Source organism: Agrobacterium sp. 22-214-1 (genome assembly GCF_053522465.1).
Window position 1 is genome coordinate 706,422 of sequence record NZ_JBNWCK010000001.1, and the last position, 22,421, is coordinate 728,842.

Annotated in this window: 20 protein-coding genes; all 20 read right to left on the bottom strand. The window is 59.5% G+C overall.

Annotation, left to right across the window (positions count from 1 at the left end):
* Positions 1-440: 440 nt before the first annotated feature.
* Positions 441-1,124, bottom strand: coding sequence for an ABC transporter ATP-binding protein (locus tag ACQZ5G_RS03575; RefSeq protein WP_003521506.1), 684 nt, complete (start codon positions 1,122-1,124; stop codon positions 441-443).
* A gap of 15 nt (positions 1,125-1,139) precedes the next feature.
* Complete coding sequence (locus tag ACQZ5G_RS03580; RefSeq protein ID WP_448736997.1) at positions 1,140-2,447, bottom strand: lipoprotein-releasing ABC transporter permease subunit; 1,308 nt, start codon at positions 2,445-2,447, stop codon at positions 1,140-1,142.
* 124 nt (positions 2,448-2,571) lie between these two features.
* The gene (proS, locus tag ACQZ5G_RS03585) at positions 2,572-3,894 is read right to left on the bottom strand and encodes a proline--tRNA ligase (protein WP_003521508.1); all 1,323 of its coding nucleotides are present in this window, start codon (positions 3,892-3,894) and stop codon (positions 2,572-2,574) included.
* A 653-nt stretch (positions 3,895-4,547) separates the two neighbouring features.
* Positions 4,548-4,853: a DUF1467 family protein gene (locus tag ACQZ5G_RS03590; protein WP_174056673.1), complete on the bottom strand. Its 306-nt coding sequence runs from the start codon at positions 4,851-4,853 to the stop codon at positions 4,548-4,550.
* A gap of 133 nt (positions 4,854-4,986) precedes the next feature.
* Positions 4,987-6,654: a ribonuclease J gene (locus tag ACQZ5G_RS03595; RefSeq protein ID WP_003521510.1), complete on the bottom strand. Its 1,668-nt coding sequence runs from the start codon at positions 6,652-6,654 to the stop codon at positions 4,987-4,989.
* Positions 6,655-6,857: 203 nt separating this feature from the next.
* The gene (locus tag ACQZ5G_RS03600; protein ID WP_035262833.1) at positions 6,858-7,598 is read right to left on the bottom strand and encodes a biotin--[acetyl-CoA-carboxylase] ligase; all 741 of its coding nucleotides are present in this window, start codon (positions 7,596-7,598) and stop codon (positions 6,858-6,860) included.
* A 26-nt stretch (positions 7,599-7,624) separates the two neighbouring features.
* Positions 7,625-9,067 (bottom strand): NADH-quinone oxidoreductase subunit NuoN, encoded by a 1,443-nt coding sequence (nuoN, locus tag ACQZ5G_RS03605; protein WP_003521512.1) that lies wholly within the window; start codon positions 9,065-9,067, stop codon positions 7,625-7,627.
* A gap of 18 nt (positions 9,068-9,085) precedes the next feature.
* Positions 9,086-10,597, bottom strand: coding sequence for an NADH-quinone oxidoreductase subunit M (locus ACQZ5G_RS03610; protein ID WP_448736998.1), 1,512 nt, complete (start codon positions 10,595-10,597; stop codon positions 9,086-9,088).
* Positions 10,597-12,594, bottom strand: a complete 1,998-nt coding sequence (nuoL, locus tag ACQZ5G_RS03615) for an NADH-quinone oxidoreductase subunit L (RefSeq protein ID WP_448736999.1) — start codon at positions 12,592-12,594, stop codon at positions 10,597-10,599. The genes ACQZ5G_RS03610 and nuoL overlap by 1 nt, the downstream gene beginning before the upstream one ends.
* A gap of 7 nt (positions 12,595-12,601) precedes the next feature.
* On the bottom strand, positions 12,602-12,910 hold the full coding sequence (gene nuoK, locus ACQZ5G_RS03620; protein ID WP_138795558.1) for an NADH-quinone oxidoreductase subunit NuoK: 309 nt from the start codon (positions 12,908-12,910) through the stop codon (positions 12,602-12,604).
* Between the two features lie 27 nt (positions 12,911-12,937).
* Positions 12,938-13,552, bottom strand: a complete 615-nt coding sequence (locus ACQZ5G_RS03625; protein ID WP_448737000.1) for an NADH-quinone oxidoreductase subunit J — start codon at positions 13,550-13,552, stop codon at positions 12,938-12,940.
* Positions 13,553-13,689: 137 nt separating this feature from the next.
* Entirely contained in the window at positions 13,690-14,181 is a 492-nt protein-coding gene (gene nuoI, locus ACQZ5G_RS03630; RefSeq protein ID WP_003496449.1) for an NADH-quinone oxidoreductase subunit NuoI, read from the bottom strand.
* 36 nt (positions 14,182-14,217) lie between these two features.
* Positions 14,218-15,264: an NADH-quinone oxidoreductase subunit NuoH gene (nuoH, locus tag ACQZ5G_RS03635; protein ID WP_003521518.1), complete on the bottom strand. Its 1,047-nt coding sequence runs from the start codon at positions 15,262-15,264 to the stop codon at positions 14,218-14,220.
* 13 nt (positions 15,265-15,277) lie between these two features.
* Positions 15,278-17,359: an NADH-quinone oxidoreductase subunit NuoG gene (gene nuoG, locus ACQZ5G_RS03640; RefSeq protein ID WP_448737001.1), complete on the bottom strand. Its 2,082-nt coding sequence runs from the start codon at positions 17,357-17,359 to the stop codon at positions 15,278-15,280.
* Between the two features lie 149 nt (positions 17,360-17,508).
* Complete coding sequence (gene nuoF / locus ACQZ5G_RS03645) at positions 17,509-18,813, bottom strand: NADH-quinone oxidoreductase subunit NuoF (RefSeq protein WP_020012329.1); 1,305 nt, start codon at positions 18,811-18,813, stop codon at positions 17,509-17,511.
* Between the two features lie 10 nt (positions 18,814-18,823).
* On the bottom strand, positions 18,824-19,921 hold the full coding sequence (locus ACQZ5G_RS03650; RefSeq protein ID WP_174024963.1) for an NADH-quinone oxidoreductase subunit E: 1,098 nt from the start codon (positions 19,919-19,921) through the stop codon (positions 18,824-18,826).
* A gap of 16 nt (positions 19,922-19,937) precedes the next feature.
* Complete coding sequence (locus tag ACQZ5G_RS03655) at positions 19,938-20,198, bottom strand: hypothetical protein (protein ID WP_003521522.1); 261 nt, start codon at positions 20,196-20,198, stop codon at positions 19,938-19,940.
* Positions 20,198-21,388: an NADH-quinone oxidoreductase subunit D gene (locus ACQZ5G_RS03660; protein WP_003496461.1), complete on the bottom strand. Its 1,191-nt coding sequence runs from the start codon at positions 21,386-21,388 to the stop codon at positions 20,198-20,200. Before ACQZ5G_RS03660 ends, ACQZ5G_RS03655 begins: the two co-directional genes overlap by 1 nt.
* A 1-nt stretch (position 21,389) precedes the next feature.
* On the bottom strand, positions 21,390-21,818 hold the full coding sequence (locus ACQZ5G_RS03665) for a GFA family protein (RefSeq protein WP_080817176.1): 429 nt from the start codon (positions 21,816-21,818) through the stop codon (positions 21,390-21,392).
* Positions 21,815-22,417, bottom strand: coding sequence for an NADH-quinone oxidoreductase subunit C (locus ACQZ5G_RS03670; protein ID WP_003496465.1), 603 nt, complete (start codon positions 22,415-22,417; stop codon positions 21,815-21,817). Before ACQZ5G_RS03670 ends, ACQZ5G_RS03665 begins: the two co-directional genes overlap by 4 nt.
* Between the last annotated feature and the right edge of the window lie 4 nt (positions 22,418-22,421).

Genomic DNA, 22,421 nt, shown 5'->3' on the forward strand with positions numbered 1-22,421 from the left:
CGGCGTGCCCTTCACAGGGCGGTGAGGATCACCGAAAAGCTGGCTACGAAGACAGCGATGGAGGCGAAAGCGGCAACGTCACGGATGAAATCAGTCATTGGTCTCTCCTTACTCGTTATGTTCCAACTTTGTTCTCATTTTGTTCGATTGTCAACAGGGTTTTGCTGATATTCCCCTTGCTAATGCCGCAGAATCGCCTTCGGTTCCCGCATGGGGAACAGCAAGCCACTGACTCCAAAACGAAAAAACCCGGAGGTAAAAACACCCCCGGGGTTCGGAAAAAACTCAAATTTGGAGAACAGGCGTTCTCTGAAGAGCACCGGACGGACCGCCTTGCCAGCTTGGCGCAATCCGTCCCGGGGCCGTCATTCACCTCAATTTGGATCATTTCGAGTGCTATGGAAAGATTGACGCACGAGAGACGCGCCTCGCGCATCAGCTCAGAAATCGACGATCTTGCCGTCGGCCAGCGTCACGCGCCGGTCCATGCGGGCGGCGAGTTCATGGTTGTGGGTGGCGATCAGCGCCGCGAGGCCGGATTGGCGTACCAACGCCTCCAGCGCGTCGAATACATAATGCGCTGTTTCCGGATCGAGATTACCGGTCGGCTCATCGGCGAGCAGCAGTAGCGGCGCGTTGGCAACGGCGCGGGCGATGGCGACACGCTGCTGTTCACCGCCGGAGAGTTCCGCCGGGCGGTGCTCACCGCGATGCCCCACCCGCATATAGTCGAGCAGCGCACTGGCGCGCTTGTGGGCTTCGGCCTGTGTCAGACCGGCGATGAGCTGCGGCATCATCACATTTTCCACCGCCGAGAATTCCGGCAGGAGGTGATGGAACTGGTAGACAAAACCGATATCGCTGCGGCGGATCGCGGTTCGCGTTTCATCCGGCAGGTCATTGCAGGGTGCACCGTTGATATAGACCTCGCCGGCATCTGGATGTTCGAGAAGTCCCGCCAGATGCAGCAGCGTGGATTTGCCGGTTCCCGAAGGGGCGACCAGCGCCACCATCTCGCCGCTCTTCAATTCGAAATCAGCCTTGCGCAGAATGGAAAGCGACGTCTCGCCCTGACCATAGGTTCTCTCGACGCCAGTAAGCCGCAGCACTGTTTTTTTTGCCATATTGCGAAGCGGTCCTTATTCGTAACGCAGGGCCTGCACCGGATCGAGCTTGGAAGCCCGCCATGCTGGAAAGATCGTTGCCAGGAAAGAGAGCGTCAGTGCCATGATGACAACGGAAATGGTCTCGCTGATATCCATTTCGGCCGGAAGCTGGCTCAGGAAATAAAGCTGCGGGTCAAACAGCACCGTGCCGGATATCCACGAGAAGAACTGCCGGATGGATTCCACATTGAGGCAGACGATGACGCCGAGCGCCACACCGGCAAAGGTGCCGACCATGCCAATGGCTGCCCCGGTCATGAAGAAGATGCGCATCACGGAGCCGGAGCTTGCGCCCATGGTGCGCAGAATGGCGATGTCGCTGCCCTTGTCCTTCACCAGCATGATGAGGCCGGAAATGATGTTCAGCGCCGCCACCAGAACGATGAGGGTGAGGATCATGAACATCACGTTTCTTTCCACCTGCAGGGCGGAGAAGAAGGTCTGGTTCCGCTGTCTCCAGTCGGTGATATAGATCTGCCGTTCGGCGGCCTGTTCTACCAGCGGGCGGATACCATCGACATCGTCGGGGCGGCTGACATAAAGCTCGATGGATTGCACGAGGCCTTCGGCATTGAAATAAAGCTGGGCTTCGGACAGGGGCATATAGATCATCGAGGCGTCATATTCCGACATGCCGATCTCGAAGACGCCGGATATCTTGTAGGATTTGACGCGCGGATTGACGCCCATCGGCGTCACGTCGCCTTCCGGGGAAATGAGGGTAATGTCGTCACCGGCCGTTACGCCGAGCTGGGCGGCGAGCCTTGAGCCGACAAGAACGCCATCTCCGGCCATGAAGCCAACCAGATCGCCGGTCTTGATGTTGGTGGCGACTTCCTTGACCTTGTCGATATCCTCCTGGCGCACGCCGCGCACCAGCGCACCGGAACCCGCGCCGCCGCGGCCGGAGGCGAGCGTCTGGCCTTCCACCAGCGGAAGGGCCATGGTGACGCCGGGAACGGCAGCGAACTTCTTCGCCAGCTCATCATAATTATTGAAGGGCTGGTCGATCGGCTGCACGATCATATGGCCGTTGATGCCGAGAATGCGCGAAATGAGCTCGGTGCGGAACCCGTTCATCACCGCCATGACGATGATGAGCGTCGCCACGCCCAGCATGATGCCGACGAAGGAAAAACCGGCTATGACGGAAATGAACGCTTCCTTGCGCCGCGACCGCAGATAACGCCAGGCCACCATGCGTTCAAAAGCGGAAAACGGCCGGGCGGTTTTTGCCCCGGCGGAAGCAGCCGCACCCTTGTCAGCCTCGGCTTGTGCCATGTCGTCTCCCTGATCTCAAACTGCAAGGCCGGTCTTTTCCGAAAACCGGCCCATATTTCTGCGGCATCTGCGTTACGAAACCGGAGCGGACTTCGGGTGAAGCCGCTCCGTCTTCCACTCGTGCTTAGCCGAGCACCCTGTTCATCGCCGCCTCGATCGTCACGGTCTCCCGCTCGCCGGTCTTGCGATCCTTCACTTCGACTTCGCCATTCGCGACCGAACGCGGGCCGACGATGATCTGCAGCGGCACGCCGATCAGGTCGGCGGTGGCGAATTTCTGGCCTGCACGGTCGTCCGTGTCGTCGTAAAGAACATCCTTGCCGGCGTTGGAGAGCGAGTAATACAGCTTTTCGCAAGCCGCATCGCAGGCAGCATCGCCAGCCTTCATGTTGATGATCACGACATCGAAGGGAGCGACCGAGGCCGGCCAGATGATTCCGTTCTCATCATGCGATGCTTCAATGATGGCGGGAACAAGGCGTGTCGGCCCGATACCATAGGAACCCATGTGGACAGGGTGTTCCTTGCCATCCTTACCCTGCACTTTCGCGCCCATCGGCTCGGAATATTTGGTGCCGAAATAGAAGATGTGGCCGACTTCAATGCCGCGCGCGGAAAGGCGCTCGCCATCGGGAATGGCATTGTAAGCGGCTTCGTCATGCATTTCGGACGTGGCGGCATAATCGGCCGTCCACTCGTCGAACACGCCCTGCAGGGCTGCGACATCGTCGAAATCGGTGTTTTCGGCGGGAATGGCGCGGTCGAGGAAGCTCTTGTGGCAGAAGACTTCGGATTCGCCTGTATCGGCCAGAATGATGAATTCATGGCTGTGATTGCCGCCGATCGGGCCGGTATCGGCGCGCATCGGAATGGCGCGCAGGCCAAGGCGCTCGAAGGTGCGCAGGTAAGCCACGAACATCTTGTTATAGGAATGGATCGCGTCTTCCTTGGTCAAATCGAAGGAATAGGCATCCTTCATCAGGAACTCGCGCGAGCGCATGGTGCCGAAACGCGGACGCACCTCGTCGCGGAACTTGAGCTGAATATGGTAGAGGTTCAGCGGCAGGTTCTTGTAGGACTTCACATAGGAACGGAAGATGTCGGTGATCATCTCCTCATTGGTGGGGCCGTAGAGCATCTGACGGTCCTGACGGTCCTTGATGCGCAGCATTTCCTTGCCGTAGTCATCGTAACGACCGCTTTCCTGCCAGAGCTCGGCCGATTGCAGCGTCGGCATCAGAAGCTCTATGGCGCCGGAGCGATCCTGCTCCTGGCGGATGATCCGGTTGACCTTGTCCAGCACGCGCTTGCCGAGCGGCAGCCAGGAATAGATGCCAGCCGACTGCTGCCGGATCATGCCGGCGCGCAGCATGAGGCGGTGGGAGACGATCTCCGCTTCCTTGGGGTTTTCCTTCAGGATGGGCATGAAATAACGGCTGAGACGCATGACGGCTTCCATTGATGCGGACGACAGCGCGCAAAGGCGCGGGAATCGCCCCGAATAGAGGGATATTGGCGCCGGATATAGCCGTTTCCGGCCGAGATGAAAACCCGCCATGAAAAGAGCGTTAAAGGCGATTTTGCGGTATTTTCGCGATAGCTAATTCGCGTCAAAACGCTTTGATCGGAATATTATTCTTGATCCGGTGCGACAAATTGCACCACGGAGAATTTTTTGCCGACTGTAACAAATATGCAAAAAATGAGATGACAAGCATGGGGGTTTGAGCTAGCTTTAGCTTACAAAAGAGGCAGGAAGTTTAAATTCTTGTCATTTTCGCGGTCAGTCTTGGGAGGATCAGATCTTAGGCGCGCTCGTTCGCAGCCCCGGCAACGGTTACAGATCACGCGAAACCTGGAAAACAAGGCTGAAAGGCCTTGTTTTTTTTTGCTTCTACACAAAAAACCCCGCCCCCCGCGATATTCCGGTAAAATTATGGCGGTGAATCAGGCACTGAGCACGTTCTTGCTGTGTGCACGACAGATATGACATCCATATGACAGAATCCCGGCCATATCAGCCGGAAACTGCCGCGACCATGGGCTCACCGCCAGTCTGAGTGAACAGATGCGCGCGAAACGCGATCACCTGCGCAGCTTTCAATCGAAAACGGGAATAATTCTCGGCAGGTCATCGAGGCTGACGCCGAACCACCAGGTTCCGCCGTACCACAGCCCACAGATCAGGGCCGAGATTACGGTCGTCCACAAAACGATCCGCCCACCCTTGAACCTTGATGGCGCACTGGCGACAGTGCCCAGCGCCACATCGCCCTCCTCATCCTGAGTGCGCAGGCCAATCGGCAGCACGATGAAAAGCACCGTCCACCAGACGATGAAATAAACGGCGAAGGTCGAAAGAAGCGGCATGTGATCCTCCTGCACAATTGGCTTCTTGTAACGCATTCATCCGCAGATCGGAATCACTTCTCCGCAAGAAACCCTAAAAGAAAAACAGAAGGGCCGCGCTTTGCGGCACGGCCCTGGAATCATCGGGAAAAAGGCAGACGCCCCGGCCGATTGCCGGGAAGCTCCCGGCTCAGACCTTGGTTACAAAAACCGTCACGATCGGCTTCTTGCCCCAGCTCTGGTTCGCGGCGGCGCGCACGGCGCGGCGCACCGCTTCACGCAGCAGATCCAGATCCTTGCGGCGGGCACGCGGAATGCTTTCGACGGCGCCGAGCACGGCGTCATAAAGCGTGTCTTCCATCGCCTCATCCTCGTCGTCGAATTCCGGCAGACCGAAGGGCACTACATCGGGATCGCCGAGGAAATCGTAACGGCTATCCAGCACGACATTGACGGCCACATGGCCGGCGAAGGACAGCTTGCGGCGGTTACTGATGCCCATCTCGTCCATGTCACCGACGAGGTTGCCATCCTTGAAGACGCGGCCATGTGGCACGTCGTCGATGACTTCCGCCGGACCCGGCGCAAGGCGCAGAACATTGCCGTTGCGCACCTTCGGCACCTGCGAGATGCCGGCCTGTTCGGCCAGTTCCTTCTGCGCCACCAGATGCGCCGCCTCGCCATGGACGGGCACGACGATCTGCGGCTTCGTCCATTCGTACATCTTCAGAAGTTCGTTGCGGCGCGGATGGCCCGAGACATGCACCAGCGCCTCATTGTCGGTGACGATATGGACGCCCTGCTCGATGAGGCCGTTCTTGATATCGATGATCGCCTTCTCATTGCCGGGAATGGCGCGCGAGGAAAACACAACGGTATCGCCGGAAGCCAGCGCCACATTGCGCATCTCGTCACGCGAAAGCTTGGCGAGTGCGGCGCGCGGCTCGCCCTGCGAACCGGTCAGGATCAGCACCACCCGGTCGCGCGGAATATAGCCATATTCGTCTTCGGCGAGGAACGGCTTGATGCCTTCCATGATGCCGAGATCCTGCGAGACGTTGACGACGCGCTTCAGCGACGAGCCAAGCAGCAGCACCTCGCGACCGGCGGCTTCCGCGGCCTGCGCAATCGAGCGGATGCGACCGACATTGGAGGAGAAGGTGGTGACGGCCACACGACCCTCGGCATTTTCGATGATCTGCCGCAGGCCTTCGGAAACCTCGTGTTCGGAGGGCGATACGCCATCGCGCACCGAATTGGTGCTGTCGCACATCAGCGCCAGTACGCCCTCTTCGCCGATGGCGCGGAAGCGGGCCTCATCCGTCAACGGACCGAGCGACGGGGCTTCATCGATTTTCCAGTCACCGGTGTGGATGACATTGCCGAGCGGCGTGCGGATGACCAGCGACATCGGCTCCGGAATGGAGTGGTTGACGCCGACAGCCTCGATTTCGAACGGACCGACATTGATGCGGTCGCCCGCCTTGAAGATCGTCACCGGAATTTCGGCACGCGTGCCCTCATAGGCGCGCTTGGCTTCCAGCATGCCGGCGGTGAAGGGCGAGGCATAGACCGGCACGTTGAGGCCGGGCCAGAGATCGTTCAGCGCGCCGTAATGATCCTCATGGGCGTGGGTGATGATGATGCCCTTGAGGTTCTTTTTCTGCTCGGCGATATAGCTGATGTCAGGCAGCACCAGATCGACGCCCGGCAGGTCCGGGCCGGCGAAGGTCACGCCGCAATCCACCATGATCCATTGGCGCTTGCTTTCCGGCCCATAGCCGTAAAGCGCCAGATTCATGCCGATTTCACCCACGCCGCCAAGCGGCACAAAGACCAGTTCGTCCTGTTTAGCCATTGTTTTTCTTATCCATTCACGAAAGCACGCAGGCGACGGCAATTGGCCGTGCCCGCCGCGCTCTTAAGCATCGGACCTGTTGAACCATCTGATCGACCGGGCCGATGCGGAACCGGTTTGTCACCCTGCTTTTCATGAGCCGCAGGAAAGCTCCAACCCGTCGAAAGCGGTTCGGCGCGGGCCTTCGGGTCGCGCCGTTCACCTCATCCAAAAAACACGTCGCCGGCGGCAATCGAGCGCCTTGCGCCCTCATCCTCATCCAGCAGCAGATAACCATTATCATCAATCCCGACGAAACGCCCGCCAATCGAACGGTCCGGGAAGTTGACGGTGATATGTTCGCCGATACCGCAGGCGGCGGCACGCCAGCCAGCCATGATGCCGGCGACGCCCCTGCCCTCGTCCCAATCCCCCAGCACCTCCGCCGTCTCACGGAAAAGATGGGCGAACAATTCGTCGGGCGAGCAGGACGCACCATGTTCGGAGAGCATGGTGACGGGGTAAAGCGGATTTTCCGGCTTATGGGCGATATTGATGCCGATGCCGATGACGATGGCGCGTCGGCCATCCGGCAGAAGCTCCGCCTCCATCAGAATGCCGCAGGTCTTGCGGCGGCCGATCAGAACGTCGTTCGGCCATTTGATTTCGAGCGGCTCACCGCCCGTCGGCAGCACCGCGCGGATGGCGCGATAAACAGCCAGCGCGAAGGCAAGCGGCAGGGACCCTATGCGGTCCATCGGAGCTGGATCGATCAGAAGAAGCGAGGCGTAGAGATTGCCGGGTTCGGAGACCCATGGACGGCCGCGACGGCCGCGTCCGCCAGTCTGGCGGATGGCGGTGATCCACAGATTGCCGCCATCGCCCGCCCTTGCCTGGGCGAAACATTCCAGATTGGTCGATGGCGTTTCCGCCATCGCCTCGTGCCGGAAGTCATCGATGGACATCCGGCCCGTATGCTTGTGCGTGCTGCTCAAAAGAAGGTCTTCGCCGCAACTGTCACCGCGTTGCCGAGTGCACCGCCGAAGACGATGAAGGCGACAACGAAGAGGCCGGAAAGCGCGTAAACGACCTTGAGTTCGCCGGCTGGACGCTCGAATTTGTCCTTGGCTTCATCGAACCACATGACCTTGACGACGCGGATATAATAATAGGCGCCGACAACCGAGCCGATCACACCGATGATGGCGAGCGGATAGAGCTTCGCCTCGATGGCTGCGAGGAAGACATAATACTTGCCGAAGAAGCCGGCGAGCGGCGGAATGCCGGCAAGCGAGAACATCAGGATCGTCAGCACAACCGCCATGAAGGGGTTGGAGGACGAAAGACCGGCCAGATCCTCGACAGTCTCGACATTGCCGATTTCCTTGCGGCGCATGGAGAGAATGCAGGCGAAGGTGCCGAGCGTCATGACCATGTAAACGGTCATGTAGAGAATGACGCCAGCCACACCGGCTTCGGTGCCCGCAGCGAGACCGACCAGCGCATAACCCATGTGACCGATGGAGGAATAAGCCATCAGGCGCTTGATGTTCTTCTGGCCGATTGCGGCAAAGGAGCCGAGCAGCATGGAGGCGATGGAGATGAACACGACGATCTGCTGCCAGTCGGCGAAGACCGGCTGGAACGCCTCGATGACGATGCGAACGAGGATCGCCATGGCGCCGATCTTCGGCGCAGCCGACAGGAACGCCGTTACCGGGGTCGGCGCGCCTTCATAAACGTCCGGCGTCCACATGTGGAACGGCACGGCCGAAATCTTGAAGGCGAGACCGGCGAGAACGAAGACCAGGCCGAAGACCAGACCGAGCGAACGGGTTTCCGAGGCCAGAACCTGGGCGATTTCGGTAAAGCCGGTATTGCCGGTGAAACCGTAGACCAGCGACATGCCGTAAAGCAGCATGCCGGAAGACAGCGCGCCGAGCACGAAATACTTCAGGCCCGCTTCCGTGGAGCGCAGGCTTTCACGGTTGATGGCGCAGACGACGTAGAGCGCCAGCGACTGCAGTTCCAGCGCCATGTAGAGCGAGATCAGGTTGTTGGCCGAGATCATCAGCAGGATGCCGAGGGTCGCAAGAACCAGCAGCACCGGATATTCGAAACGGCCGATGGGTTCGAAACGGCCCTGACCGACGGCGAGGATCATGGCGGTGATGGAGCCGATAAGCGCCAGCACCTTCATGAAGTTACCGAAGGCATCGGCGATGTAGACACCGCCGAAAGCCACGCCCGATGCAGGGGCAAAGATGATCCAGAGACCGACGACGAGCAGGAGGGCAACGGCAAGGCCGGTGACCGTCGTTGTCGACTTGTCGCCCGAGAAGACGCCAATCATGAGCAGCGCCAGCGCGCCGACCGCAAGGATCAGCTCGGGCGTCGCAATGTGCAGACTGGCAAAAAGGATTTCAGCGGTCATGTCCAACGGGTCCTGTCGTCAATTCATAGAGAGCGCAACATTTTGCGCCGCCTGCAATGCAGCCGTATAGTTGTTTACCAGAAGATCGACCGATGCGGCTGTCGCATCGAACACCGGCGCCGGATAGACGCCGAAGAAGATCGTCAGCACGACCAGCGGATAAAGGATGACCTTTTCGCGGGTCGACAGATCGAGCATCGACTTCAGGCTTTCCTTCTCCAGCGCACCGAAGATCACGCGGCGGTAAAGCCACAGCGCGTAAGCGGCCGAGAGGATGACGCCGGTTGCCGCAAACAGCGCGACCAGCGTGTTGGCGCGGAAGACGCCGATCAGCGTCAGGAATTCACCGACAAAGCCTGACGTGCCGGGCAGACCGACATTGGCCATGGTGAAGATCATGAAGGCCACGGCATATTTCGGCATGTTGTTCACGAGGCCGCCATAGGCCGCGATTTCGCGGGTATGGAGACGGTCGTAGACAACGCCGACGCAGAGGAAGAGCGCGCCCGAGACGATACCATGCGACAGCATCTGGAAGATTGCGCCCTGCACGCCCTGAACGTTGGCGGCGAAGATACCCATGGTCACGTAACCCATGTGGGCGACGGAGGAATAGGCGATCAGCTTCTTGATGTCGTCCTGCATCATCGCGACCAGCGAGGTGTAGATGATGGCGAGAACCGACAGCGTGAAGACGAAGGGGGCGAAATAGTCAGACGCCAAGGGGAACATCGACAGCGAGAAGCGGATGAAACCGTAACCGCCAAGCTTCAGCATCACGCCGGCAAGGATGACGGAACCTGCGGTCGGCGCCTGAACGTGGGCATCCGGCAGCCAGGTGTGCACCGGCCACATCGGCATCTTGACCGAGAAGGCGGCGAAACAGGCAAGCCACAGCCAAGTCTGCATGCCAGCCGGGAAGCCGTATTTCAAGAGTTCCGTCATATCCGTCGTGCCGGCCTGCCAGTACATCGCCATGATGGCGAGCATGGTCAGAACCGAGCCGAGCAGCGTGTAGAGGAAGAACTTGTAGGAGGCGTAAACGCGATCCTTGCCGCCCCACACACCGATGATGATGAACATCGGGATCAGCGTCGCTTCGAAGAAGACGTAGAAGAGAACCGTATCCAGCGCCACGAAGACGCCGATCATGACGACTTCCAGCAGCAGGAAGGCGATCATGTATTCCTTTATGCGCTTCTCGACCGAATCCCAGCTTGCCAGCACGCAGAAAGGCATGAGGAAAGTGGTGAGGATGACGAACAGCATGGAAATGCCGTCGACGCCGAGATGATAGGCGGCGATGTTGCCGAACCACTGATGCTTCTCGACCATCTGGAAGCCGGGGTTCGAATTGTCGAAACCGATCCAGATGAACAGCGACACGATGAAGGTGAAGACCGTCGTCAGCAGCGAGACATTGAGAATGTTGCGGCGACCATAGGGGCCGTTCTCATTCGTCAGAAGCAGGAGCACCACGCCGACGAGCGGCAGAAAGGTGACCGTTGAAAGAATGGGCCAATCGGTCATCAGAGGGCACTCCCGAGCATCATCCAGGTGACAAGCGCCGCGATGCCGATCAGCATCGCAAAGGCATAATGATAGAGGTAACCGGATTGCAGGCGGACCATGCGGTTGGTCACGTCAACCACACGCGCTGCAATGCCGTTCGGTCCATAGTGGTCGATGACGGCAACGTCGCCCTTCTTCCACAGGAAGCGACCGAGCGCCTTGGCGGAACGAACGAAGAGGAAGTCATAGAGTTCGTCGAAATACCACTTGTTGAGAAGGAACTGGTAGAGCCCACGATGGGTCTCGGCCAGACGCTTCGGCGTCTCCGGTGACTTGATGTACATGTACCATGCGGTCACGAAACCAAGGGCCATCGCGAAGAACGGGCTCCACTTCACCCACAGCGGAACGTGGTGGAACTCTTCGAGGATTTCATTTTCCGGGAGCGTAAAGAGAGCGCCCTTCCAGAACTCGGCATATTCGTGGCCGAAGAAATAACCTTCGAAGGCAACACCGGCGAAGATCGCGCCGACGGTGAGGATGAAGAGCGGGATCAGCATGACCATCGGCGATTCATGCACATGGTGCATGACGTCGGCAGATGCGCGCGGCTTGCCGAAGAAGGTCATGAAGGCCAGACGCCAGGAGTAGAAGCTGGTGAACAGCGCGGCGATGACCAGCAGCGTGAAGGCGAAACCGGATAGAACCGAATGCGAGGCATAAGCGGATTCGATGATGACGTCCTTGGAGAAGAAGCCGGCAAAACCGATCATCGTTCCCGGGATACCAACGCCGGTCAGCGCCAACGTGCCGACAGTCATGGTCCAGAAGGTGATGGGGATATGCTTGCGCAGACCGCCCATATACCGCATGTCCTGCTCGCCATCCACGGCATGGATAACCGAGCCGGCGCACAGGAACAGCAGGGCCTTGAAGAAGGCGTGCGTGAAGAGGTGGAACACGGCAGCGCCATAAGCGCCGACGCCGAGCGCCACAAACATGTAACCGAGCTGCGAGCAGGTCGAATAGGCAATAACGCGCTTGATGTCATTCTGTACAAGGCCAACGGTTGCCGCAAAGAAGGCGGTGATCGCGCCGATCAGCGTTACGACGGTCAAGGCATCATGCGACAGTTCGAACAGCGGCGACATGCGGGCGACGAGGAACACGCCGGCGGTGACCATGGTTGCGGCATGAATGAGGGCAGACACCGGGGTCGGGCCTTCCATCGCGTCAGGCAGCCAGGTGTGCAGCAGGAACTGCGCCGACTTACCCATGGCGCCCATGAAGAGCAGCAGGCAGACGCCCGTCATCGCATTCGCCTTGTCCAGGTGCATGCCGAACAGGTTGATGACCGTATCCGTCGAAGCAGCACCCTCAGCCGGCAGATAGGTCGCAGCCGCAGCAAAGATCGTTTCGAAATTGATCGAGCCGAACAGCACGAACACGCCGCCAATGCCGAGAATGAAGCCGAAGTCACCGACGCGGTTGACGATGAAGGCCTTCATCGCAGCGGCAGAAGCGGACGGCTTCTTGAACCAGAAACCGATCAGCAGATAGGACGCCAGACCCACGCCTTCCCAGCCGAAGAACATCTGCAGCAGGTTGTCGGAGGTCACCAGCATCAGCATGGCGAAGGTGAAGAGCGACAGATAGGCGAAGAAACGCGGACGATGCGGATCGTGGTGCATGTATCCGATCGAATAGAGATGCACCAGCGTCGAAACCGTGTTGACCACAACGAACATGACGGCCGTCAACGTATCGATGCGGAAGGCCCATTCGACGTCGATGCCGCCGGACTGGATCCAGCGCAGCACGGTGACCTTGATCACCTCGCCCGGCTCGCCATGGGCGAGCGCGACGGTGAAGAACACGATCCAGGACAGGAGGGCGACCACGATCATCAGACCGGTGGTGACATATTCCGAAGCCTTGGCGCCGATGGAGCGGCCGAACAGGCCGGCGATCAGGAAGCCGATCAGGGGAAGAAAGACGATAGCCTTGTAGATCATAGCCTTATCAGCCCTTCATCATATTGACGTCTTCGACGGCGATCGATCCGCGGTTGCGGTAGAAGACAACGAGTATTGCAAGACCGATGGCCGCTTCGGCGGCTGCGACAGTCAGAATGAACAATGCGAAGACCTGGCCGACGATATCGTTCAGGAACGACGAAAACGCCACCATGTTGAGGTTGACCGCCAGCAGGATAAGCTCGATCGACATCAGGATGACGATGACGTTCTTCCGGTTGAGGAAGATGCCGAACACGCCGATCGTAAAGAGGATGGCGCTGACCGTCAGGTAGTGGGAAAGACCGATTTCCATATTCTGTTTCCTTGGATCCGTTCGCCTTCAGATGCCCTGGCCCGGCTTGACCTTGACCGTGGTAACGGCGGTCTTCGGGTTGCGGCCGACCTGCGTGGAGATATCCTGCCGCTTGATGTCGGTGCGATGACGCAGGGTCAGCACGATGGCGCCGATCATGGCCACCAGCAGCACGAGACCGGCCAGCTGGAAGAAGTAGATGTAATTGGTATAGAGCACATCGCCGAGTGCGGCCGTGTTGGTGCGTTCGGTCGCCGGCGGGATCGGCATGGTGATGGACTTTGCCGCAATCGGGTTCAGCATGCTGCCGCCGACCACGACGATCAGTTCCGCCGCCAGAATGACGCCGATCAGCGCGCCAACAGGGGCATATTGCAGCACACCGGAGCGCAGCTCGGCGAAATCCACATCCAGCATCATGACGACGAAAAGGAACAGCACCGCCACTGCGCCGACATAAACCACCAGCAGGATCATGGCGAGGAACTCGGCCCCCGTCAGCAGGAACAGCGCGGCTGCGTTGAAGAAGGTCAAAATCAGGAAGAGCACCGAATGAACAGGGTTCTTCGATGCAATGACCATGAACGCAGACGCCACGGCGACGAAAGCGAATATATAAAAGAATACAGCGTGCAGACCCATCTTGGTGCCTTCTTGTCCTCATCGGGAGAAGATGGCTCGAAAGCCCCTCACCCGTTTCGTCCCCGCCGGCGAAAACCGCGCAGGCATTTTACTTTTTCATCACTTTCCGGGGTCTCCCCCGGAAAGACGGTTGCACCTTAACGGTAAGGTGCATCCAGTGCGAGGTTGCGCGCGATTTCACGCTCCCAGCGGTCGCCATTGTCGAGAAGCTTCTGCTTGTCGAAATAAAGCTCCTCGCGGGTTTCCGTCGCGAATTCGAAGTTCGGGCCCTCGACGATGGCATCGACCGGGCAGGCTTCCTGGCAGAAACCGCAATAAATGCACTTCACCATGTCGATGTCGTAACGCACCGTGCGGCGGGTGCCATCATTGCGGCGCGGGCCGGCCTCGATGGTGATCGCCTGAGCGGGACAGATCGCCTCGCACAGCTTGCAGGCGATGCAGCGTTCTTCACCGTTCGGATAACGGCGCAGCGCGTGCTCGCCACGGAAGCGCGGAGAGACCGGACCCTTTTCGAAAGGATAGTTCACCGTTGCCTTCTGTTTGAAGAAGTGGCGCATCGTGAGCAGGATCGCGCCCACGAACTCCTTGAGGAACAGTGAATTGACGGCTTGGGAAAGGCTTGCCATCTCAGTCTCCAGATTTCTGAGCGAGGAGTACGGACATCAACCGGCCCACCCCGTCAGCTTCAATACAAATGCAACAATAACGACCATGGCGAGCGACAGCGGCAGGAACACCTTCCAGCCGAGACGCATGAGCTGGTCATAACGGTAACGCGGAACGAAAGCCTTGGTCAGCGCGATCATGAAGAAGACCATGCAGCCCTTCAACGCGAACCAGACAATGCCCGGAACCCAGTTGAGGAACCACACATCCACGATCGGCAGCCAGCCGCCCATGAACAGGATCGTCGTCAGGCAGCAGATCAGGACGATCGCAGCATATTCGCCGAGCATGAACATCATGTAAGGCGTGGAGCCATATTCGACCATGTGACCGGCGACCAGTTCCGATTCCGCTTCCGGAAGATCGAAGGGGGGACGGTTGGTTTCGGCAAGGCCCGAAATGAAGAACACGATGAACATCGGGAACAGCGACAGCCAGTGCCAGTCAAGGAACGAGGCCGGCAGGCCGAGCATGGTGCCGAGGCCGGTCTTCTGGGCCAGAACGATGTCCGTCAGGTTCAACGAACCGACGCAGAGCAGAACGGTGACGATGACGAGACCGATCGACACTTCGTAGGACACCATCTGCGCGGCAGAACGCAGCGCGCCGAGGAACGGGTACTTCGAGTTCGAAGCCCAGCCGCCCATGATGATGCCGTACACTTCAAGCGAGGAAATCGCGAAGATGTAGAGAATTCCGACATTGATATTGGCGACAACCCAGCCTTCGTTGAAGGGAATGACGGCATAGGTGGCGAGCGCCAGCGTCACCGCAACCAGCGGCGCCAGAAGGAAAACGGCCTTGTTAGCGCCGGCCGGAATGACAGGCTCCTTCAGAATGAACTTCAAAAGGTCGGCGAAGGACTGGAAGAGACCGAAGGGACCAACGACGTTCGGACCACGGCGCAGCTGCACAGCCGCCCAGACCTTGCGGTCGGCAAGCAGCAGGAACGCGATGGACACCAGAAGGCAAACGAGAAGCAGCAGGGACTGGCCGACCATGATCAGCGCGGGCCAGACGTAGCTCCAGAAAAACTGTTCCATAAATCCCCTACCCTTACTCTGCCGCAGCCTGGAAATTGTTGCGGGCCAATGCGGAGCACTCGGCCATGACGGCGGATGCGCGCGCAATCGGGTTCGTCAAATAAAAGTCTTTTACCGGCGAGGCAAACGCCGACTTATTGAGCGAGCCGGTCTTGCCAGCCAGCGCTTCGATATCTTTGCCGTTGCCGGCGACGATCTCGTCGGTTTCCGCCAGATGCGGATGCGCGACATAGAGCTGGCCGCGGAGCGCCGACAGCGAATCGAACGGCAGCTTCTTGCCGAGCACGTCGGACAGCGCACGCAGGATCGCCCAATCTTCGCGGGCTTCGCCCGGTGCGAAACCGGCGCGGTTGCCCACCTGCACGCGGCCTTCGGTGTTGACCCAGATACCGGATTTTTCGGTATAGGCCGCACCCGGAAGGATGACGTCGGCGTTCATCGCACCCTGATCGCCATGGCTGCCGATATAGACGGTGAACTTGGCGCCCTTGTTCGACAGATCGAGTTCATCGGCGCCGAGCAGGAAGAGAACATCCATGGAGGCGACCATGTCGGCTGCGGCAACACCGCCCTCACCCGGCACGAAGCCGATATCGAGACCGCCAACGCGGGCAGCTGCAGTGTGCAGAACGGAGAAACCGTTCCACTCTTCGGTGACAGCGCCGACCGAGGTGGCGAGCTTGGCAGCAGCCGCAAGAACAGCAGCGCCATCAGCGCGGGACAAAGCGCCCTGACCGATGATGATCAGCGGGTTCTTGGCGGACTTCAGCTTCTCAATGAAGCTGTGCGAGCCGTTGGCCAGATCGGACAGCGTTTCAGCGCCGGAACCGAGATATTCGTAATTGTAGCGAAGCTCGCCGGCTTCACCGATCACACCGATCGGGAAACCGCCGCGACGCCAGCGCTTGCGGATGCGGGCGTTGAGCACGGCCGCTTCGTAACGCGGGTTCGCGCCGACGATCAGCAGCGCGTCCGCCTGTTCGATGCCTTCAATGGTGGAGTTGAACAGGTAGCTGGCGCGACCCAAAGACGGATCAAGCGCTGCGCCATCCTGACGGCAATCGACATTGGCCGAGCCGAGCGAAGCGAGAAGCGACTTCAGCGCGAACATTTCTTCGACGGACGACAGATCGCCAGCGATTGCACCGATCTTGTTGCCAGACGTCGCGGCAACAGCCTGCTTGATCGCGCCGAAGGCTTCGCCCCAGGTTGCGGGCTGAAGGCGACCATCCTTGCGGACGTAAGGCCGGTCGAGGCGCTGCGTCTTCAGGCCGTCCCAGATGAAGCGGCTCTTATCAGAAATCCATTCTTCGTTGATGGCCTCGTTGACACGCGGCATGACGCGCATCACTTCGCGGCCGCGAGTATCGACGCGGATGGCCGAACCGAGCGCGTCCATCACGTCGATGGTTTCGGTCTTGTTCAGTTCCCACGGACGGGCGGTGAAGGCGAAGGGCTTGGAGGTGAGCGCACCGACTGGGCAAAGGTCAACAACGTTGCCCTGAAGCTCCGAGGTCATGGCCTGCTCGAGATAGGTGGTGATTTCGGCATCTTCACCGCGGCCGATGAGGCCCAGTTCGGCAATGCCGGCCACTTCCGTGGTGAAACGGACGCAGCGCGTGCAGTGGATGCAACGGTTCATGACCGTCTTGACGAGCGGTCCGATATATTTGTCTTCAACCGCGCGCTTGTTCTCCGCGTAACGCGAACCGGCGATACCGAAGGCCATGGCCTGGTCCTGCAGGTCGCATTCACCGCCCTGGTCGCAGATCGGGCAATCGAGCGGGTGGTTGATGAGCAGGAACTCCATCACACCTTCGCGGGCCTTCTTGACCATCGGCGTGTTGGTGAAAACTTCAGGCAATTCGCCGTTCGGGCCGCCGCGAACGTCGCGCACGCCCATGGCACAGGAAGCGGCCGGCTTTGGCGGTCCGCCCTTTACCTCGATGAGACACATGCGGCAGTTACCCGCGACCGACAAGCGCTCATGAAAACAAAAGCGCGGAACTTCGGCGCCAGCCTCCTCGCACGCCTGCAACAGCGTGAAATGATCTGGAACCTCGATCTCTTTACCGTCAACCTTGAGCTTTGCCATGGTTCTACTTACGTCCTGTTGCCTGTTCGTCCCATGTCTCACACGGTCCGCAACAAATCCTTAATCACGCCCGGCACTCTTAATCGTCTGCCAGGCGCTTCATGGTGTCGCGAGGCCGGAAATTCCGGCTCCGCTCGAAGCCTCAACGCTTATTCAGCGGCTTCCAGAACAGCGCCATCATCCATGGCCCTGTAGGTATATTGGTCGATGCGCTTTTCGATTTCCGGACGGAAATTGCGGATCAGCGCCTGTACCGGCCATGCGGCGGCGTCGCCGAGTGCGCAGATAGTGTGGCCTTCGATCTGCTTCGTCACTTCGAAGAGCATGTCGATTTCGCGCTTCTGGGCGTTACCCTTGACCATGCGTTCCAGCACGCGCCACATCCAGCCCGTGCCTTCGCGGCACGGCGTGCACTGGCCGCAGCTTTCGTGCTTGAAGAAGGCCGCGATGCGGGCAATCGCCTTGATGACGTCGGTGGACTTGTCCATGACGATCATGCCGCCGGTGCCGAAGGAAGACTTCACTTCGCGCATGCCGTCGAAATCCATGATGGCGTCCTTCATGTCCTCACCGCGCACGATGGGGCAGGATGCGCCGCCGGGAATGACGCCGAGCAGATTGTCCCAGCCGCCGCGAATGCCACCGCAATGGTGTTCGATCAGCTCGCGGAAGGACAGACCCAGCGCGTCTTCGAAGGTGCACGGACGCTCGACATGGCCGGAGACCATGAACAGCTTGGTGCCGACATTGTTCGGACGGCCGATGGACGAGAACCAGGCCGCACCGCGACGCAGGATGGTCGGCGCAACGGCGATGGATTCGACGTTGTTGACAGTCGTCGGGCAACCATAAAGACCCATATTGGCCGGGAACGGGGGCTTAAGGCGCGGCTGGCCCTTCTTGCCTTCAAGGCTTTCGAGCAGAGCCGTCTCTTCGCCGCAGATATAGGCACCCGCGCCGTGATGGACGTAGATGTCGAAATCCCAGCCGTTCTTGTTGTTCTTGCCGAGCAGGCCGGCATCGTAGCACTCGTCGATGGCCGCCTGAAGCGCTTCACGCTCGCGCATATATTCGCCGCGCACGTAGATATAGGCGGTATGCGCGCCCATGGCGAAACCGGCGATCACGCAGCCTTCAATCAGCGTATGCGGATCGTTGCGCAGGATTTCGCGGTCCTTGCAGGTGCCGGGTTCGGATTCGTCGGCGTTAACGACGAGATAATGCGGACGGCCGTCATTTTCCTTCGGCATGAAGGACCATTTGAGACCTGTCGGGAAGCCAGCGCCGCCGCGACCGCGAAGGCCGGAAGCCTTCATCTCGTTGATGATCCAGTCACGGCCCTTTTCGATGATCTGTTTGGTGCCATCCCAGTGGCCGCGCGCTCTCACGCCCTTCAGGGACTTGTCCTTGAGGCCGTAGAGATTGGTAAAGATGCGATCCTGATCTTTTAACATGCTTCACCTCTTACCGCGGCTTCTTGCCGAAGACCCTGATATACTCGGCTTCGCCACCCTTGGCGAGCGCCTCGGCCTGCTTGATCCACTCGTCACGTTCGATGCGGCCCTTGAAATTCAGATAACCGTCGACCCAGTCGCATTCGGCCTTTTTCCAGCCGGCGATCTGCGCATAGGTGAAGATGCCGAGCTCGTGCAGGGTGCCTTCGATCTTCGGACCAACGCCGGAAATGAGCTTCAGGTCGTCGGGCGTTGCGGGCTTTTCGATACCGGCCGGACGATCCTTCGAATCAAGCGACGGCTTCGCGGAGCCCGAAGCTTCCTTTTCAGCGGTCTTCACATTGGCTTCGGCAGCCTTCGGCGCGGTCGCCGGCGTCTTCAGCTTCGGATCGGTTTCCGGCGCGTCCGTCTTCGGCTTGGCGGCGTTGGAAGGCGGAACCGGTGCGGCGTCCGCAGCCACTTCAGCCGGCTTGTCGAGGTTGGAACGATCCGGCTTGATCTCTTCCGTCAGCGTCGTCAATCCACCGACTGGAACCGACTGGTGACGGTCGATCTGCGGGCCGGTCTTGACGGTGTCGCCCTTGCCTGCCTCGAACGTATCGATGATCTCTTCCAGACGCTCGGGCGTCAGGTCCTCATAGGCATCCTTGAAGATGATGACCATCGGCGCGTTGACGCAGGCGCCCTGACATTCCACCTCTTCCCAGGAGAGCGTGCCGCTCTCATTGGTGTGCAGCGGATCGTGGTGGATCTTCTTGCGGCAGACATCCATCAGCGCTTCCGAGCCGCGCAGCATGCAGGGCGTGGTGCCGCAGACCTGAACGTGGGCGCGCGTGCCGACCGGCTTCAGCTGGAACTGGGTATAGAAGGTCGCCACTTCCATGACGCGGATATAGGCCATATCCAGCATGTCGGCGATCTTTTCGATGGCGGCGCGGGTAACCCAGCCGTCCTGCTCCTGCGCACGCATGAGCAGCGGGATGACCGCCGATTGCTGGCGTCCCTCGGGATATTTCTTGATCGTCTTTTCAGCCCATGCGGTATTCTCCGCATTGAAGGCAAATGCCACGGGCTGGAACTGATCTTCGGCTAGTCGACGAACGGACATACTTCCTCACGCCTTTTCAGTTTAACGTCTCACACCGCGATCTCGCCACCGTGACGAATTCGCAGGCATAAGCCGCCTTGTCTTTCTGCATGAACACGATGAACTTGCTGCCATTGGGAACCGAGGCCTTGATCTCGTATCCCGACGACAGAAGCTGCTTGATGGTCGAAGAGCCGCCGCTCGACAGCGATATGCCGCCCTCGTCCGTCGCCGTCTGGGCGAGAGCGGGGGCAGACATCGCAGCGAGAAAAGCCGGTATGGCCAGCGGCAGACGCATCAGCGGTCGACCTCCCCGAACACGATGTCGAGGGAGCCGAGCACGGCTGTAACGTCAGCAAGCTGATGGCCCTTGCACAGGAAATCCATGGCCTGCAGGTGTGCGTAGCCCGGCGCGCGGATCTTGCAGCGATAGGGCTTGTTCGAACCGTCCGCGACCACATAGACGCCGAATTCGCCCTTCGGCGCTTCGACGGCGGCGTAAACTTCGCCGGCCGGAACGTGGTAACCTTCGGTGTAAAGCTTGAAGTGGTGGATCAAAGCTTCCATCGACCGCTTCATCTCGCCGCGCTTGGGCGGAACCACCTTGCCGTCCAGCGAGGAGACCGGGCCGATGCGGTGCTTGCCGGACAGAAGATCGACGCACTGCTTCATGATCTTCACGGATTCGCGCATTTCCTGCATGCGGATCAGGTAACGATCGTAGCAGTCGCCGTTCTTGCCGACGGGAATGTCGAATTCGAGATCGGAATAGCACTCATAGGGCTGCGCGCGGCGCAAATCCCAGGCAGCGCCCGAGCCGCGCACCATTACGCCGGTGAAACCCCAGGCGAAGGCGTCTTCAAGCGAGACGACGCCGATATCGACGTTACGCTGCTTGTAGATGCGGTTGTCGGTCAGCAGGCCCTCGATATTGTCGAGAACGGTCAGGAACGGGTCGCACCACTTGCCGATATCGTCCACCAGCTCAGGCGGCAGGTCCTGATGCACGCCGCCCGGACGAACGTAAGCCGAGTGCATACGGGCGCCGCAGGCGCGCTCATAGAACACCATCAGCTTTTCGCGCTCTTCGAAGCCCCAGACCGGCGGCGTCATCGCGCCGACGTCCATGGCCTGTGTCGTCACGTTCATGATGTGCGACAGGATGCGGCCGATTTCCGAATAGAGAACGCGGATCAGCTGGCCGCGCATCGGGATTTCGAGACCGAGCAGCTTTTCGACGGCGAGCGCGAAAGCGTGTTCCTGGTTCATCGGCGCGACGTAGTCGAGACGGTCGAAATAGGGAACGGCCTGCAGGTAGGTCTTGGTCTCGATCAGCTTTTCGGTGCCGCGATGCAGAAGACCGATATGCGGATCGACGCGCTCGACGATTTCGCCGTCCAGTTCCAGAACCAGACGCAGCACACCGTGCGCGGACGGGTGTTCCGGACCGAAGTTGATCGTGAAATTGCGGACGTTATGCTCAGTCATTCTAGTGCTCCGCCGAGGTGATCATGGCGATGAATTCGGGGCCGGTCATGTTCTGCGTGGTTTCCGCGAAGGAATAGCTCGAAGGCTTCTCATCCGTGAAGATTTGCGACGCAAACCTGAAGCTGGAAGGGTTGTCGAAAGCCTGCAGCGAAACGGCGACATGCTTGCCGTCCTTCGAGCGCCACATCAGCGTGCTGCCGCAATTCTTGCAGAAGCAGCGCTCACCCCATTCCGACGAGGAATAGACGCCGAGACTATCTTCGTTTTCGACGGAGATATCAGCGCATTCGACAGCCATAAACGCACCGCCGGACCAGCGGCGGCACATGGAGCAATGGCAAACGCCGAATTCGCGGGCACCGATGACGGCATTGAGGCCGACGGCGCCGCAAAGACATTGCGCATGCTCTGTCGCGGGGGCTTGGCTCATTGCTTGGCCTTTTCGTCACCCGGGAGAACATATTCGGTTCCTTCCCAGGGGGAAAGGAAGTCGAAATTACGGAATTCCTGCTTCAGTTCGACTGGTTCATAAAGAACCCGTTTCAGCACGTCATCGTAACGCACTTCCACAAAGCCGGTAACCGGAAAATCCTTGCGCAGCGGATGGCCTTCAAAACCGTAATCCGTGAGGATGCGGCGGAGATCCTTATGGCCTTCGAACGGAATGCCATACATGTCCCAGGCTTCGCGCTCGAACCATTCCGCGCCCATGTAAACGGAGGTCGAAGACGGCACGCCCTCGTCTTCCGCCACCTGCAGCTTGACGCGCACGCGCAGGTTCTGGCGCGGCGACAGCAGGTGATAGACAACATCGAAACGCTTTTCGCGCTGCGGCCAGTCGACACCGCAAATATCGATGATGTTGACGAAACCGCACTGCACGTCGTCACGCAGGAAGGTCAAAAGCGCGATCACGCTTTCAGGCGTCGTGTTCAGCGTCAGCTCGCCATAGGCGATATCAGCCGACACCACGAGGGAACCGCGCGCTTCCTTAACGTAAGCAGCAAGATCGTTGAGAGCTTCGCTCATTCTT

Coding starts and splice junctions, on each gene's coding strand:
- ACQZ5G_RS03600 (WP_035262833.1), bottom strand. CDS start 7,598: ATGTCCATCGATGACTTCCGGCACGAGGCGATGGCGGAAACGCCATCG.
- nuoL (WP_448736999.1), bottom strand. CDS start 12,594: ATGATCTACAAGGCTATCGTCTTTCTTCCCCTGATCGGCTTCCTGATC.
- nuoF (WP_020012329.1), bottom strand. CDS start 18,813: ATGTTAAAAGATCAGGATCGCATCTTTACCAATCTCTACGGCCTCAAG.
- ACQZ5G_RS03665 (WP_080817176.1), bottom strand. CDS start 21,818: ATGAGCCAAGCCCCCGCGACAGAGCATGCGCAATGTCTTTGCGGCGCC.
- ACQZ5G_RS03610 (WP_448736998.1), bottom strand. CDS start 10,597: ATGACCGATTGGCCCATTCTTTCAACGGTCACCTTTCTGCCGCTCGTC.
- ACQZ5G_RS03650 (WP_174024963.1), bottom strand. CDS start 19,921: ATGTCCGTTCGTCGACTAGCCGAAGATCAGTTCCAGCCCGTGGCATTT.
- proS (WP_003521508.1), bottom strand. CDS start 3,894: ATGCGTCTCAGCCGTTATTTCATGCCCATCCTGAAGGAAAACCCCAAG.
- ACQZ5G_RS03625 (WP_448737000.1), bottom strand. CDS start 13,552: ATGGGTCTGCACGCTGTATTCTTTTATATATTCGCTTTCGTCGCCGTG.
- ACQZ5G_RS03575 (WP_003521506.1), bottom strand. CDS start 1,124: ATGGCAAAAAAAACAGTGCTGCGGCTTACTGGCGTCGAGAGAACCTAT.
- nuoG (WP_448737001.1), bottom strand. CDS start 17,359: ATGGCAAAGCTCAAGGTTGACGGTAAAGAGATCGAGGTTCCAGATCAT.
- ACQZ5G_RS03670 (WP_003496465.1), bottom strand. CDS start 22,417: ATGAGCGAAGCTCTCAACGATCTTGCTGCTTACGTTAAGGAAGCGCGC.
- ACQZ5G_RS03655 (WP_003521522.1), bottom strand. CDS start 20,198: ATGCGTCTGCCGCTGGCCATACCGGCTTTTCTCGCTGCGATGTCTGCC.
- nuoK (WP_138795558.1), bottom strand. CDS start 12,910: ATGGAAATCGGTCTTTCCCACTACCTGACGGTCAGCGCCATCCTCTTT.
- ACQZ5G_RS03660 (WP_003496461.1), bottom strand. CDS start 21,388: ATGACTGAGCATAACGTCCGCAATTTCACGATCAACTTCGGTCCGGAA.
- nuoH (WP_003521518.1), bottom strand. CDS start 15,264: ATGGAACAGTTTTTCTGGAGCTACGTCTGGCCCGCGCTGATCATGGTC.
- ACQZ5G_RS03595 (WP_003521510.1), bottom strand. CDS start 6,654: ATGGCTAAACAGGACGAACTGGTCTTTGTGCCGCTTGGCGGCGTGGGT.
- nuoI (WP_003496449.1), bottom strand. CDS start 14,181: ATGGCAAGCCTTTCCCAAGCCGTCAATTCACTGTTCCTCAAGGAGTTC.
- nuoN (WP_003521512.1), bottom strand. CDS start 9,067: ATGACCGCTGAAATCCTTTTTGCCAGTCTGCACATTGCGACGCCCGAG.
- ACQZ5G_RS03590 (WP_174056673.1), bottom strand. CDS start 4,853: ATGCGTTACAAGAAGCCAATTGTGCAGGAGGATCACATGCCGCTTCTT.
- ACQZ5G_RS03580 (WP_448736997.1), bottom strand. CDS start 2,447: ATGGCACAAGCCGAGGCTGACAAGGGTGCGGCTGCTTCCGCCGGGGCA.